The sequence below is a fragment of the Rhizobium herbae genome (assembly GCF_017873135.1).
GTDB classification, from domain to species: domain Bacteria; phylum Pseudomonadota; class Alphaproteobacteria; order Rhizobiales; family Rhizobiaceae; genus Pararhizobium; species Pararhizobium herbae.
In genome coordinates, this window is the sequence record NZ_JAGGJV010000003.1 from 114,131 (window position 1) to 128,613 (window position 14,483).

11 protein-coding genes are annotated in these 14,483 nt (G+C 61.4%); 4 read left to right on the top strand and 7 right to left on the bottom strand.

Going from position 1 to position 14,483, the window contains the following annotated elements; all coding sequences use genetic code 11:
- Positions 1-108: 108 nt before the first annotated feature.
- The 3 genes from J2Z75_RS09340 to J2Z75_RS09350 all read left to right on the top strand — a co-directional run bounded on the left by J2Z75_RS09340 (position 109) and on the right by J2Z75_RS09350 (position 5,437).
- A complete protein-coding gene (locus J2Z75_RS09340) occupies positions 109-1,533 on the top strand; it encodes a sigma-54-dependent transcriptional regulator (RefSeq protein ID WP_209850980.1) in 1,425 nt (474 codons plus the stop codon).
- Entirely contained in the window at positions 1,526-3,535 is a 2,010-nt protein-coding gene (locus J2Z75_RS09345; protein WP_209850983.1) for a sensor histidine kinase, read from the top strand. Before J2Z75_RS09340 ends, J2Z75_RS09345 begins: the two co-directional genes overlap by 8 nt.
- A 249-nt stretch (positions 3,536-3,784) precedes the next feature.
- A complete protein-coding gene (locus J2Z75_RS09350) occupies positions 3,785-5,437 on the top strand; it encodes an OFA family MFS transporter (protein ID WP_209850986.1) in 1,653 nt (550 codons plus the stop codon).
- 64 nt (positions 5,438-5,501) lie between these two features.
- Here J2Z75_RS09350 and J2Z75_RS09355 read toward each other — a convergent pair whose 3' ends face one another.
- Complete coding sequence (locus tag J2Z75_RS09355) at positions 5,502-5,933, bottom strand: Lrp/AsnC family transcriptional regulator (RefSeq protein ID WP_209850989.1); 432 nt, start codon at positions 5,931-5,933, stop codon at positions 5,502-5,504.
- Positions 5,934-6,056: 123 nt separating this feature from the next.
- Here J2Z75_RS09355 and J2Z75_RS09360 point away from each other — a divergent pair, with 123 nt between their 5' ends.
- Positions 6,057-7,160, top strand: a complete 1,104-nt coding sequence (locus tag J2Z75_RS09360; protein WP_209850991.1) for a saccharopine dehydrogenase family protein — start codon at positions 6,057-6,059, stop codon at positions 7,158-7,160.
- A gap of 280 nt (positions 7,161-7,440) precedes the next feature.
- On the opposite strand, the gene J2Z75_RS09365 is transcribed toward J2Z75_RS09360, so the two are convergent.
- The 6 genes from J2Z75_RS09365 to J2Z75_RS09390 all read right to left on the bottom strand — a co-directional run bounded on the left by J2Z75_RS09365 (position 7,441) and on the right by J2Z75_RS09390 (position 14,241).
- Positions 7,441-8,868 carry a mannose-1-phosphate guanylyltransferase/mannose-6-phosphate isomerase gene (locus J2Z75_RS09365; RefSeq protein WP_209850993.1) on the bottom strand — a complete coding sequence of 476 codons (1,428 nt, stop codon included), beginning with the start codon at positions 8,866-8,868 and terminating at the stop codon, positions 7,441-7,443.
- 240 nt (positions 8,869-9,108) lie between these two features.
- Positions 9,109-9,516: a F0F1 ATP synthase subunit epsilon gene (locus J2Z75_RS09370; protein ID WP_209850995.1), complete on the bottom strand. Its 408-nt coding sequence runs from the start codon at positions 9,514-9,516 to the stop codon at positions 9,109-9,111.
- Between the two features lie 131 nt (positions 9,517-9,647).
- Entirely contained in the window at positions 9,648-11,210 is a 1,563-nt protein-coding gene (gene atpD / locus J2Z75_RS09375) for a F0F1 ATP synthase subunit beta (protein WP_209850997.1), read from the bottom strand.
- A 24-nt stretch (positions 11,211-11,234) separates the two neighbouring features.
- Complete coding sequence (locus J2Z75_RS09380) at positions 11,235-12,119, bottom strand: F0F1 ATP synthase subunit gamma (RefSeq protein ID WP_209851000.1); 885 nt, start codon at positions 12,117-12,119, stop codon at positions 11,235-11,237.
- 26 nt (positions 12,120-12,145) lie between these two features.
- Positions 12,146-13,675, bottom strand: a complete 1,530-nt coding sequence (gene atpA / locus J2Z75_RS09385) for a F0F1 ATP synthase subunit alpha (protein WP_209851002.1) — start codon at positions 13,673-13,675, stop codon at positions 12,146-12,148.
- On the bottom strand, positions 13,675-14,241 hold the full coding sequence (locus tag J2Z75_RS09390; RefSeq protein WP_209851005.1) for a F0F1 ATP synthase subunit delta: 567 nt from the start codon (positions 14,239-14,241) through the stop codon (positions 13,675-13,677). The genes atpA and J2Z75_RS09390 overlap by 1 nt, the downstream gene beginning before the upstream one ends.
- Positions 14,242-14,483: the final 242 nt, after the last annotated feature.

The window sequence follows — 14,483 nt, forward strand, 5'->3', positions numbered from 1 at the left end:
ATTGCCTGCCTCGACAATGGTTGTCGCCGCATCCTCAACTGCAAACGATTCCAGTCCTTTCACAGACACAAGCGGAAACTCTCTTTGTACCCACCCTCGAGCCTTGCTATGGTCGCAACGCCAAAGGCGAGGGAGAGACTTTTGCAGGGAGAAGCAGCGCGAAGAACGTCCGTGCCGGAGCGCGATCCGGAATTCGGTCCGTGGCTGGCGCAGGCCTCGATTCTCATCGTCGATGACGAGCCGGGCATGCGCAATTTTCTTGTCCGCACGCTCGGGCCGCGCTGCAGCCACATCGAGGAGGCGGCCGATACCGACGAGGCCTCGCGCAAGCTCGATGCCCATCACTTCGACGTCGTCATCCTCGACAATATCATGCCCGGCAAGAACGGCGTCGACTGGCTGGCCGAACAGCGCGCCATCGGCTTCTTCGCCGAGGCGATCCTGATCACCGCCTTTGCCGATCTCGAAACCGCCATCCAGGCGCTGCGCGCCGGCGCCGTCGATTTCGTGCTGAAACCCTTCCGCTCCAACCAGATCCTCAATTCCGTCGCCCGCTGCCTCGACCGCATGCGGCTGCAGCGCGAGAATTTCGTGCTGCGCTACGAGTTGAAGGCAACCTCCGATCATATTCTCCTGCGCGACAAGCTGATCGGGGCATCAAGGGTCATCGGCGAAGTCCGCGATACGATCGCGCGGGTTGCCCCGTTGCCGACCTCCGTTCTGCTGACCGGTGAATCGGGGACCGGCAAGGAGGTGGCTGCCCGCTCGCTGCACACGCTGTCCGACCGGGCGGAAAAACCCTTCGTGCCGGTCAATTGCGCCGCCATCCCCGCGGACATGATCGAGACGGAACTGTTCGGCCATATCAAGGGCGCGTTTACTGGCGCCGAAAACGGCCGCGAAGGCCTGTTCACCCATGCCCAGGGCGGCACGCTGTTTCTCGACGAAATCGGCGAGATGCCGCTGGCCACGCAAAGCAAGCTGCTTCGGGTGATCGAGGATCGCCGCGTCCGGCCGGTCGGCTCCGAGCGCGAGGTTCCCGTGGATCTGCGATTCGTCTTCGCCACCAATGCCGACCTGCAGAAGGAAGTGGGGAGTGGGCGTTTCCGAGCCGATCTGTTCTACCGCATCAACGTCATGCAAATCCATCTGCCGCCACTGCGCGACCGGGGCAACGACGTGCAGGAGCTGGCCGATCTGTTCATGCAGAAGCTGTCGCAGCAGCTCGGCATGCCAAAGGTACCGATCGATGCACCTGTGCGGGCGTCACTCGCCCGTTACCCCTGGCCGGGCAATGTCCGCGAGTTGCGCAATCTGATCGAACGATCGCTGATCCTCGGCAAGTTCCCGGACGATTTCCGCGGGCAGCGCGCCCCCCAGGCCAGTCTCGCCGGAGAGACGCTGGATGATGTCGAGCGGCGGCATATCCTGGCGGTGCTGGAGGAAACCGGCGGCAACCGCGACGAAGCGGCAAGACGTCTCGGTATTTCGCGCAAGACCATCGACCGCAAGTGCGCCGTCTGGAATGACTGAGGCAGGCCACTCAGGCGCGCCGGCGCGCCCTGCCCGCTCCATCCGCTTCCGGCTGCTGGCCATCGCGCTTCTGCCGACGCTGGTCATCCTGCCGCTTTTGCTCGGCATTACCATTGCCCGCTGGAACACGAAATTCGACGCGCTGCTGATCACCAAGGTCAATGGCGACCTGACGATCGCGCATCAATACCTCTCCCGCATTCTGGAAAACACCGGCGAGCATATCCAGGCGCTGGCGGTATCCGCCGCGTTTCGCGATGCCGCAGGCTCTTCAGACGCGATCAAGCTGCCGGCGCTGCTGGAAAAAAGCCGCCAAACGCTCGGGCTCGATTTTCTCATGCTTGTCGATGGCGCGGGCCAACCCGTTGACGCGACCGGACAAGCGCAGAGCGCCTGGCCGGTCGTCGCTTCAGCGCTTGGCGGCAAGTCCTCGACGGCGATCGACATCTTCTCCAACGAACAGTTGACGGCAGTTTCGCAGGCACTGGCAAAGCGTGCCCGCATCGATCTGGTCGAGACGGCCAATGCCGTACCGACGGACCGCAAAAGCGAGACGCGCGGCATGGTCGTGCATTCGGCAAGCCCTGTGACACTGGCAGATGGCCGGAAAGCAGCGCTGGTCGGCGGCATCCTGCTCAATCAGAACCTCATCTTCATCGACACGATCAACGATCTCGTCTACCGCGACGCCAGCCTGCCGGAGGGCAGCAAGGGGACGGCGACGCTGTTTCTCGACGATGTGCGCATCAGTACCAATGTGCGCCTCTTCGAGGATCGCCGAGCGCTGGGCACGCGCGTGTCGGGCGCGGTGCGGGCGGCAGTACTGGATGAAGGCCAGACCTGGCTCGACAGCGCCTTCGTCGTCAACGATTGGTACATCTCCGCTTACGAACCGATCGTCGACAGTTTCGGCAAGCGGGTCGGAATGCTCTATGTCGGCTTCCTGGAAACACCCTTCCGGCAGGCGAAATACACGACGCTGCTGACGATCGTACTCGCCTTTCTCATCGTGACAGCCATCAGTGTGCCGATCTTCCTGCGCTGGGCGCGGGCGATCTTCAAGCCGCTGGAACGCATGAGCGACACCATCGCCAAAGTCGAGAGCGGCAACATGGGCGCACGCACGGAGCTGAAAGCCGCGAGCGACGAAATCGGCCGCGTGGCGCTGCATCTCGATGGATTGCTGGACCAGTTGCAGCAGCGCGACCGGGAGCTCAGGCAATGGAACGAGGAGCTGAACGATCGCGTTGCCGCGCGGACGAGCGAACTGGAGCTTGCCAACCGCCAGATCGAGGCGACGACGAAGCAGCTGATCATGTCCGAAAAACTGGCCGCGATCGGCGAAATCACCGCCGGCGTCGCACACGAGATCAACAATCCGATCGCCGTCATCCAGGGCAATCTCGATGTGGTGCGCAGCGTGCTGGGGGCGCAGGCTGACGAGGCGAAGGTCGAGTTCCGGCTGATCGACGAGCAGATCCACCGCATCAGCCAGATCGTCACCAAGCTCTTGCAATTCGCCAAGCCGGAGGAATATGCCGGTTATGTCGAACGGCACGCGCCGGCCGAGGTGATCTCCGACTGCCTGCCGCTGGTGCAGCACCTGATGCACAAGGCCGAAATCAGGCTTGTCCGTGACGACCGTGCCACGCGACTGGTGCTGATGAACCGGACGGAGTTGCAGCAGGTGGCAGTCAACCTGATCGTCAATGCCCTTCATGCCATGCCGCGCGGCGGAACGCTGACAATCCGCACGCTGGATCAGGACTTTGAAGGAAAGCCCGGTGTTACGCTGGAAATCGCCGACACGGGCGTCGGGATGACGCCGGAATTGCTCGGCAAGATTTTCGACCCGTTCTTCACCACCAAGCGGCAGGAGGGAACCGGCCTCGGCCTGTCGATCAGCCAGCGGCTCATCGCCCGCCAGGGCGGCGGTATCTCCGTACAAAGCGCGCCCGGCAAGGGCACCCGCTTTTCGATCTGGCTGCCGGAAGCCAACTGACGCCGCCGCCGGACAAAATGTCCGTTCCTTGATAGACATTTTGTCTGAATATTCCTGATTGCCCCGCCTAACCTATTGAAAAATAGGTTCCCGCCATATGGCACACCGATTGCAACTCTAGCGCTATGGAGCGGCAAGGCGGGAAACATGCTTGAGGAGCGGGTAATCCGGATATTCCTTCGTCAATCCAGAAAAGACAGCAACGGATAGCGACTCGGTGGGACGTCGGGCGTACGGAGGACATATTTCATGGCAGCAACAACGGACACCTATGTCGGCGGAGGCTCGGTCGGGCTTCTCGACCGCGAACGCATCATCGCCAGGCCGGGCTTCAACCGCTGGCTCGTGCCGCCGGCAGCGCTGGCCATCCATCTCTGCATCGGCATGGCCTATGGCTTCAGCGTATTCTGGCTGCCGCTCTCCAAATCGATCGGCATCACCGCCGCCACCACCTGCGCCGACCTGACGCTCGGTTCCGCGCTCTTTACCACCAGCTGCGACTGGCGCGTCAGCGACCTCGGCTGGATCTATACCCTGTTCTTCGTGCTGCTCGGCTCGTCGGCTGCCATCTGGGGCGGCTGGCTGGAGCGCTCCGGCCCGCGCAAGGCCGGCTTCGTCTCGGCCTGCTGCTGGTGTGGCGGCATCCTCGTCGCCGCGCTCGGTGTCTTTACCCATCAGCTCTGGTTGATGTGGCTGGGCGCCGGCGTCATCGGCGGTATTGGCCTGGGTCTCGGTTATATCTCGCCGGTCTCGACGCTGATCAAATGGTTCCCCGACCGGCGCGGCATGGCCACCGGCATGGCCATCATGGGCTTTGGCGGCGGTGCCATGATCGGCGCACCGCTGGCAAACCTGCTGATGACCCACTTCCGCAGCGATACATCGATCGGCGTCTGGCAGACCTTCGTGGTCATGGCGCTCGTCTATTTCGTCTTCATGATGGGCGGCGCCTTCGGCTACCGCATCCCGCCCGCCGGCTGGCGTCCGGAGGGCTGGACAGCACCTGCCGCCAAGAGCGCGATGATCACCACCAAGCACGTGCATCTGCGCGATGCCCATAAGACCAAGCAGTTCTGGCTGATCTGGGCCGTACTCTGCCTCAACGTCTCGGCCGGCATCGGTGTCCTCGGCATGGCCTCGCCGATGCTGCAGGAAATCTTTGCGGGCACGTTGATCGGCCAGCCCGGCGTCGCCTTCGTCGACATGAACCCGCAACAGCTCGCAGCCATTGCCGCCATCGCCGCCGGTTTCGCCGGTCTTTTGTCACTGTTCAACATTGGCGGCCGTTTCTTCTGGGCCTCGCTGTCTGACAAGATCGGCCGCAAGAACACCTACTTCTGCTTCTTCACGCTCGGCATCGTGCTTTATTCGCTGGCCCCCTGGGCTGCGGGCATCCAGAGCAAGATCCTGTTCGTCGGCATGTTCTGCATCATCCTGTCGATGTATGGCGGCGGCTTTGCCACCATTCCCGCCTATCTCGCCGATATCTTCGGCACGCAGTTCGTCGGCGCCATCCATGGCCGTCTGCTGACGGCCTGGGCGACGGCCGGTATCATCGGCCCGGTGGTGGTGAATTATATCCGCGAAGCGCAGATCGCCGCCGGCGTGCCGCGCGACCAGGTCTATAACTTCACCATGTACATCCTCGCCGGCATGCTGGTACTGGGTCTCCTGGCCAACGCCCTCGTCAGGCCGCTCGCCGACAAGTGGTTCATGAAGGACGAAGAAGTCGCGGCCCTACAGGCGAAGACCGCGGCGGCGAATGCCGGCCCAAGCGGCTCCTTCGGCATCGGCAGGGGCGGCTTCGACGGCAAGGCGATGATCGCCTGGGCGCTGGTCGGCATACCGCTGCTCTGGGGCGTCTGGAATACGCTGAAGGCGACCTTCGCCCTGTTCGGGTGAACATAACTCCCAAGACGAAGAAGCCGCGTCGTGTGCATCACGACGCGGCTTTTTTTCTGTGGCGTCAGCGATTGATCCGCGTCGACAGGATGATCGACGACAGCGTCTTTTCCACCCCGTCGATCTCGCCGATCCGGTCGATCACCAGATCCAGCTCGCTGATCGAACTGGCGGCGACGATGGCGATCAGGTCGAAACTGCCGCTGACCGAATGCAGGGTCCGCACATCCTCGATATCATGCAGATCCTGCGTCACCCGCCCGAGCGCCTTGGCGGCCAGCGTGATCAGCACATGCGCCTTGACCAGCCCCTTCTCGAAATCATCAGACAATCGCACGCCATAGCCGGCGATAATGCCATCGCGCTCCAGTCGTTCAATCTTCGCCTGCACCGTCGTGCGGGAAAGGCCAAGCTTGCGCGCGAGCAGCGCGGTGGGCATGCGCGCGTTCTCGCTGAGGATGGACAGAAGCTGCCGGTCTTTCTCTGCCAACGTCATTGTGATCATCCTTATCGGCATTATGCCGAATATCGAACGGCAAATTTATCATATCAGCGCTTCATATCAACCGTCAAAAGGCGGACAATCGCCCTACAACAGATTCATTCCGGGGGACCCAACATGAAAAACATCGTCGTTATCGGAGCCGGCAAGATCGGCTCGACCATTGCCCGGCTTCTCGCCCATTCCGGCGATTACCAGGTGACCCTTGCCGATCGCAGCGCCGAACAGCTTGCCCTGGTCGAGAAGCACGAGGCCATCTCGGTCGCGGAGATCGACATTTCCGACGCAGCCGCCATGGTCGGCCTGCTCACCGGCAAGTTCGCCGTTCTCAGCGCCGCCCCCTATCATCTGACGATCGCCATCGCCGAAGCCGCCTCCAGGGCCGGCGTCCACTATCTCGACCTCACCGAAGACGTCGAATCCACCCGCCGGGTCAAGGCCATCGCCGAAACCGCCAACACCGCATTCATCCCGCAGTGCGGTCTCGCACCCGGCTTCATCTCGATCGTCGCCAACGACCTCGCCAGCCGCTTCGACACGCTCGACAGCGTCCGCATGCGCGTTGGCGCCCTGCCGCAGTATCCGTCCAATGCGCTGAACTATAACCTGACCTGGAGCACCGACGGCGTCATCAACGAATACATCGAGCCCTGCGAGGCCATCGTCGAAGGCCATCTGATCGAAGTGCCGGCGCTGGAAGAACGCGAGGAATTCTCGCTCGACGGCGTCACCTATGAAGCCTTCAATACGTCGGGCGGTCTCGGCACGCTGTGCGAAACGCTGAAGGGCAAGGTTCGCACGCTGAACTACCGCACCATCCGCTATCCCGGCCATGCCGCGATCATGAAGGCTTTGCTCAACGATCTCGGCCTGCGCCATCGCCGCGAAGTGCTGAAGGATATTTTTGAGAACGCCCTGCCCTCGACCCTGCAGGACGTCGTCATCATCTTCGTCACGGTAGCGGGCCGCAAGGAAGGCCGTCTGGTGCAGGAAACCTATGCCAACAAGGTCTACAGCGCCGTCGTCGCCGGCCGCATGATGAGCGCCATCCAGATCACCACGGCGTCCAGCATCTGCGCCGTGCTCGACATGCTGGCCAAGGGCGAACTGCCCTCGAAGGGCTTCATCCGCCAGGAAGAAATCGGCCTCGACGCCTTCCTCAAGAGCCGCTTCGGCCACCACTACGAACAGCGCGCATACGCGGACAAAATGGCAAGCTGACCTGCGGGGATAAGAAGACCATGGACCGCGACGCCCGGGATTGAAAAATCCCGGGCGTTTTTGTGTCAGCTTCTCTCCCGCATAATAGCCCGCCCCTCATCCGCCCTTCGGGCACCTTCTCCCCGTAAACGGGGAGAAGGAAGGCAAACAACCAGCCTCGGCCGGCTATCGCTGATTAGGAAAGAAGTATGAAGAGAATACGGAGGTACGGCATGGTCCTTCTCCTCCGCCTGCGGGGAGAAGGTGGCCGACAGGCCGGATGAGGGGCAATCCGAGCCCGTTACGTCCGCCCGAACTCATCATCCAGCCGAATAATATCGTCATCCTCGAGATACGACCCCGTCTGCACCTCGATCAGTTCCAGCGCGATCTTGCCGGGATTGGTCAGCCGGTGCACGACGCCCTGCGGGATATAAACGGACTCGTTTTCATGCAGCAGCCGCGTCTCGCCATCGATGGTGATCTCCGCCGTGCCGCGCACGACGATCCAGTGTTCGGAGCGATGGTGATGCTTCTGCAGCGAAATCTTGCGGCCCGGCGTGACATGCAGGCGCTTGACCTCGAACCGCTCGCCGCTGAGCACCGACGCTACGGCACCCCACGGGCGGTAGGAGGTCGGGTGATTTTCCGTCAGCCCCTTCGTCTTGGCCGAAAGCGCCAACTGCTTGACAATCTGGCCGACATTCTGGCTGTCTTCCAAGCGCCCGACATAAACGGCATCCTCGCTGGCGATGACGGCGACATCGTCCAGTCCCTGCACGGCGATATGGATATCGCGCGACAGCACCAGCGAATTGCGCGTGTCGTTGACGGTCGCCTTCTGGCCGACGACATTGCCGGCCTCGTCCTTCTCGCCGATCGCCCAGACACTGTCCCAGCTGCCGAGATCCGACCAGCTGAAGGAGGACGGGACGACCGCGGCATGCGGCGTATTCTCGAACACGGCATAGTCGACCGAGATATTCGGCGCCTGAGAAAACGTCGCCTCGTCCAGCCGGTCGAAATCGAGGTCGCGCTTGGCGCCTTGGATGGCCCGCTGCGCCGCGTCGTAGACGGCCGGCGCGTAGCGCAGGATTTCCGCCAGGAACTGGCCGACCGGCAGCATGAACATGCCGGAATTCCACAGATAGCGCCCGCTCGCCAGCAGTTCCTCGGCGCGCTCGCGGTCCGGTTTCTCAACGAAACGAGCAACGGTTTTTGCTCCCGTTGGGAGATCGTCACCCATTTCGATATAGCCGTAACCCGTCGCCGGTTCCGTCGGTTTGATGCCGAAGGTTACCAGTTTTCCGGCTTTGGCGGTCTCGCGTGCGATGCGGATGCAGTCGAAATAATGCGCGCCGGCATCGATCTCGTGGTCGGAGGCCAGCACCTGCATGATCGCCTCGTCGCCATGCTCGCGCAGCACCACGAAGGCGGCCGCGGCAAGCGCCGGCGCCGTGTTGCGGGCAATCGGCTCCAGAAGGATGCTCGACAGCGGCGCCTCCAGCGCCCGGGCCTGCTCGGCGACGATGAAGCGGAATTCGGCATTGGTGACGACGACAGCCGGCGTGTACCGCTCCTGATCGGAAACGCGCTCCAGCGTCTTCTGGAACAGCGAATGATCGCCGAGAAACTGGAGAAACTGCTTGGGCGCCGCCGAGCGCGACAGCGGCCACAGCCGCGTTCCCTTGCCGCCGGCCATGATGACCGGCACGATCCTGGAAGACATGCGCATCCTCTTATCTCTTGTCGGACCAGCGGTCCTAAAATCTCAAAACGTCTGCGACGAGCGCAGCCTAACGAAAAACGAGGGTATGTAAAATCATTTCGCAGATGCGAGAATTTATAAAATCAAAGCGTTAACGAGAGTATGAACGACGTCAACGTTGTGCATAGCCGCGCGGAATCAAAGTTCCGGACAATAAAAAACCCGCCGAAGCGGGTTTTGAAAATGATCTGGAAAGCCGGATCAGAACGCGACGACGATGCCGTTCAACTGCGTCAGTTCCGCGAGAAACTGCTCCAGCCGGGTCTTGTGTTCGTCGCTATGCGACCCGTCGTCGAGTTCCGACTTCGTCGCATCGATGCGCTTTTCAATCAGCTTTGCATCCATTTCACTGACCGGAACGGCGGATTCGGCAAGCAGCGTGCAACCGGTCGGCAGGATGTCGGCGAAACCGCCGAACACGACGTAGCGCGTGACCTTGCCGTCGACGGCCTTGACGGTGACGACACCCGGCTTGATCGTCGTCATCGTCGGCGCATGATTGGCCATGACGGTCATCTCGCCTTCCGTTGCCGGAATGACGACTTCGCTGACGCGCTCGGACAGCAGCAGGCGTTCCGGAGAGACGAGTTCGAAATTGAAATCAGCCATGATCATTCGCTTCTTTTGGAGCTACCGGCGAAACACCCCGGCAGAAAATCCCGTTCGGCGCGACCGGACTTTGCCAGCCGCAGCGATTGACGATCGGGGCGCGCGCCTTCACGCACCCCGATCGAAATTCATCAAGCGGCTTCGGCAGCCAGGCGCTTTGCCTTCTCGACAGCTTCCTCAATAGAGCCGACCATGTAGAAGGCGGCTTCCGGAAGATGATCGTACTCGCCGTTGACCAGGCCCTTGAAGCCCTTGATCGTGTCTTCGAGTGCAACGAGCTTGCCCGGCGCGCCGGTGAAGACTTCGGCCACGAAGAACGGCTGAGACAGGAAGCGCTCGATCTTGCGGGCGCGGGCAACGGCCACCTTGTCTTCTTCCGACAGTTCGTCCATGCCCAGGATGGCGATGATGTCCTGGAGCGACTTGTAGCGCTGCAGGGTCGTCTGGACGCGGCGCGACACTTCGTAGTGTTCTTCGCCGACAACCATCGGGTCGAGCATGCGCGACGTCGAGTCGAGCGGGTCAACGGCCGGGTAGATACCCTTTTCGGCGATCGAGCGCGACAGAACCGTCGTTGCGTCCAGGTGGGCGAACGAGGTTGCCGGCGCCGGGTCGGTCAAGTCGTCGGCCGGAACGTAAATGGCCTGAACCGAGGTGATCGAGCCCTTGGTCGTCGTGGTGATGCGTTCCTGCATCTGGCCCATGTCGGTGGCAAGCGTCGGCTGATAACCAACGGCCGAAGGAATACGGCCGAGAAGAGCCGACACTTCGGAACCTGCCTGGGTGAAGCGGAAGATGTTGTCCACGAAGAACAGAACGTCCTGACCTTCGTCGCGGAACTGTTCGGCGATCGTCAGACCCGTCAGAGCGACGCGGGCACGGGCACCCGGCGGTTCGTTCATCTGGCCGTAAACGAGCGCAGCCTTGGAGCCTTCGCCGCCACCGTGCTTGTTCACGCCGGATTCGATCATTTCGTGGTAAAGGTCGTTGCCTTCGCGGGTACGTTCACCCACGCCGGCGAATACCGAGTAACCACCGTGCGCCTTGGCGACGTTGTTGATCAGTTCCATGATGAGAACCGTCTTGCCGACGCCGGCGCCGCCGAACAGGCCGATCTTGCCGCCCTTGGCGTAAGGCGCGAGCAGGTCGACGACCTTGATGCCGGTGACGAGGATCTGTGCTTCCGTCGACTGCTCGACGTAGCTTGGGGCTTCCTGGTGGATCGAGCGCTTGCCCGAGGTGATCAGCGGACCGGCTTCATCAACCGGCTCGCCGATGACGTTCATGATGCGGCCGAGCGTTTCCAGACCGACCGGAACGGTGATCGGAGCGCCGGTGTCGGTCACGGGCTGACCGCGGACCAGACCTTCGGTCGAGTCCATGGCGATCGTGCGAACCGCGTTTTCGCCGAGATGCTGGGCAACTTCGAGAACCAGGCGGTTGCCGTTGTTGTCCGTTTCCAGAGCGTTGAGGATCAGCGGCAGCTGGCCTTCTTCGAACGTCACGTCGACGACGGCGCCGATGACCTGCGTCACGCGGCCGACTGCGCCGGTAGCCGTCACGGCCACCTTGGCTGCCGGTGCCTTCTTCGCTGCAACGGTCTTCGCTGCTGCTGCCGGCTTTTCCGCTGCTGCCTTCACTGCTGTCGGCTTCTTCGCCGCTGCTGTTGTACTGGGGGTAGCTGCCTTAGCCATAATCCTTACCCTCTTTCCGTAACCTTAGAGCGCTTCCGCGCCCGAAATGATTTCAATGAGTTCCTTGGTGATCTGAGCCTGACGCTGACGGTTGTAGGACAGCGTCAGCTTGTTGATCATTTCACCGGCATTGCGCGTGGCGTTGTCCATCGCGCTCATCTTGGCACCCATTTCACCCGCAACATTTTCGAGCAGAGCCCGGAAAACCTGCACCGAAATGTTGCGCGGAATGAGATCGCTGAGGATCTCGCCCGCATCTGGCTCGTATTCGTAGATTGCAGCGGCGGATGCTTCGTCCGTCTTGGCAACTGCGGGAGCAGCGGCCGGGATCAGCTGAAGCGCCGTCGGAACCTGGGAAATGACCGACTTGAACTCCGAATAGAACAGAGTGCAGACGTCGAATTCGCCCCTTTCGAACAGGCCGATGACCTTTTTGCCAATCTGATCGGCGTTTTCGAAACCGATCCGCTTGACTTCGCGCAGGTCGACACGATCGATGATCAGCGACGAGAACTCGCGACGAAGGATATCGAAGCCCTTCTTGCCGACGCAGATGATCTTCACCGTCTTGCCGTCGGCAAGCAGCTTGCGCACGTGATCGCGGGCAAAGCGGGCGATCTGGCTGTTGAAGCCGCCGCAAAGGCCGCGTTCCGCCGTGCAGACCACGAGCAGATGCGTCTGGTCGCGACCATTGCCTGTCATCAGGCGCGGCGCGCTGTCGTCCGTGCCCACAGCTTCGGCAATGTTCGCAAGAACGATCGCCATCCGCTGCGAATAGGGCCGGGCAGCCTCGGCCGCCTCCTGCGCACGCCGAAGCTTCGCCGCGGCGACCATTTTCATCGCCTTGGTGATCTTCTGCGTCGCCTTGACGGAGGCGATCCTGTTTTTCAGATCCTTAAGTGAAGGCATCCGTTATCGTCCTAACTGGTACCCGATCAGGCGAAGGATTTCGCAAACGTGTCGATGGCGGCCTTGAGCTTGCCCTTGACGTCGTCGCTGATTGCCTTGTCCTTGCGGATAGCCTCGAGAATGTCCTTGCCTTCGGAACGCATGTACGACAGCAGACCCTGCTCGAACGCGCCAACCTTGTTGACGGCGATCTTGTCGAGATAACCGTTCACGCCGGCGAAGATCACGGCGACCTGTTCTTCCGTCTTCAGCGGCGAGAACTGCGGCTGCTTCAGGAGTTCGGTCAGGCGTGCACCGCGGTTCAGCAGGCGCTGCGTCGCAGCGTCAAGGTCCGAACCGAACTGGGCGAACGCTGCCATTTCGCGATACTGGGCGAGTTCGCCCTTGATCGAGCCGGCAACCTGCTTCATCGCCTTGACCTGAGCGGCGGAACCGACGCGGGAAACCGACAGACCGACGTTCACCGCCGGGCGGATGCCCTGGTAGAACAGGTCCGTTTCAAGGAAGATCTGGCCGTCGGTGATCGAGATCACGTTGGTCGGGATGAACGCCGAAACGTCGTTGCCCTGGGTTTCGATAACCGGCAGAGCCGTCAGCGAGCCGGCGCCATTGGCGTCGGAAAGCTTTGCGGCGCGCTCGAGGAGACGCGAATGCAGGTAGAAAACGTCGCCCGGGTAGGCTTCGCGGCCTGGTGGGCGGCGCAGCAGCAGCGACATCTGGCGGTAGGACACAGCCTGCTTCGAAAGGTCGTCGTAACCGATCAGAGCATGCATGCCGTTGTCGCGGAAGTATTCGCCCATGGCGCAACCGGCGAACGGCGCGAGATACTGCATCGGAGCCGGATCGGATGCCGTCGCAGCCACGATGATCGAGTACTTCAGTGCGCCACGCTCTTCGAGAACCTTGACGAACTGGGCAACCGTCGAACGCTTCTGGCCGATAGCGACATAGACGCAATACAGCTTTTCGGCATCCGGACCATTGTCGTGAATGGCCTTCTGGTTGAGGATCGTGTCGAGAATGATGGCGGTCTTGCCGGTCTGGCGGTCGCCGATGACCAGCTCGCGCTGGCCGCGGCCGACCGGGATCAGAGCGTCGATGGCCTTGAGGCCAGTCGACATCGGCTCATGAACCGACTTGCGCGGGATGATGCCCGGAGCCTTGACGTCAACGCGCGAGCGCTGCTTGGCATTGATCGGGCCCTTGCCGTCGATCGGGTTGCCGAGCGCGTCAACGACGCGGCCGAGCAGTTCCGGACCAACCGGAACGTCGACGATGGCGCCGGTCCGCTTGACGGTGTCGCCTTCCTTGATGCCACGGTCGGCACCGAAGATAACCACACCGACATTGTCGGCTTCCAGGTTCAGTGCCATGCCGCGAATTCCACCCGGGAATTCAACCATCTCGCCGGCCTGGACGTTGTCCAGACCGTAGACGCGGGCAATACCGTCACCGACGGACAGCACCTGGCCGACTTCGGAGACTTCTGCCTCCTGGCCGAAGTTTTTGATTTGATCTTTGAGAATTGCGGAAATTTCCGCGGCGCGGATATCCATCAGCCGACCTCTTTCAGTGCAAGCTTAAGGCTAGAAAGCTTTGTGCGAAGGGAAGTGTCAATCTGGCGGGACCCGACCTTGACGATCAGACCACCGAGAAGAGAGGGTTCAACCGTGACGTTGAGCGTCACGTCTTTGCCGGTGACGCTCTTCAGCGCCGCCTTCAATTCAGTTTGCTGCGCTACGGAGAGCGCATGAGCCGAAGTCACTTCGGCGGAAACTTCGCCACGATGACGGGCGGCGGTTTCGCGATAGGATTTGACGATGCCGGGAACGGCAAAGAGGCGGCGATTGCGCGCAACGACCTTCAGGAAATTGCCGACCAGACCCGAGATACCAGCCTTTTCAATGATCGCGGAAATGGCCTTGAACTGGTCGTCGGCAGAAAAGATCGGGCTGACGATGAGGCGCTTCAAATCGGCGCTTTCGTTGATCAGCGACTGGAACGCATCCAGATCAGACCCAACGCTCTCCACCGATCCTGCTTCCCGCGCGAGATCGAAAAGCGAAGACGCGTATCTTTCTGCAACACCGGAAATAAGCTGGGATGTGTCTGCCACGGGCACAAGCTTCTCTCATTTTAATCCAAGGGCGATGTCTGCGGAGAACCGTAAACCCAACATCTTGAATTTGTTGCTATATTTTAAAGGTCACACAAGCCGGGCGGCCTGTTTCCCCCACAAGTCGCGGTTCGTCTAGCATAGGATATCTGGACTCGCAACACGCGAACAGCACGAATGCGCTTAAGATCGCCCGGTTTGGCCAAATTTTGACAAAAATGGGGTATGAACTGGTGAGGTCCACACTG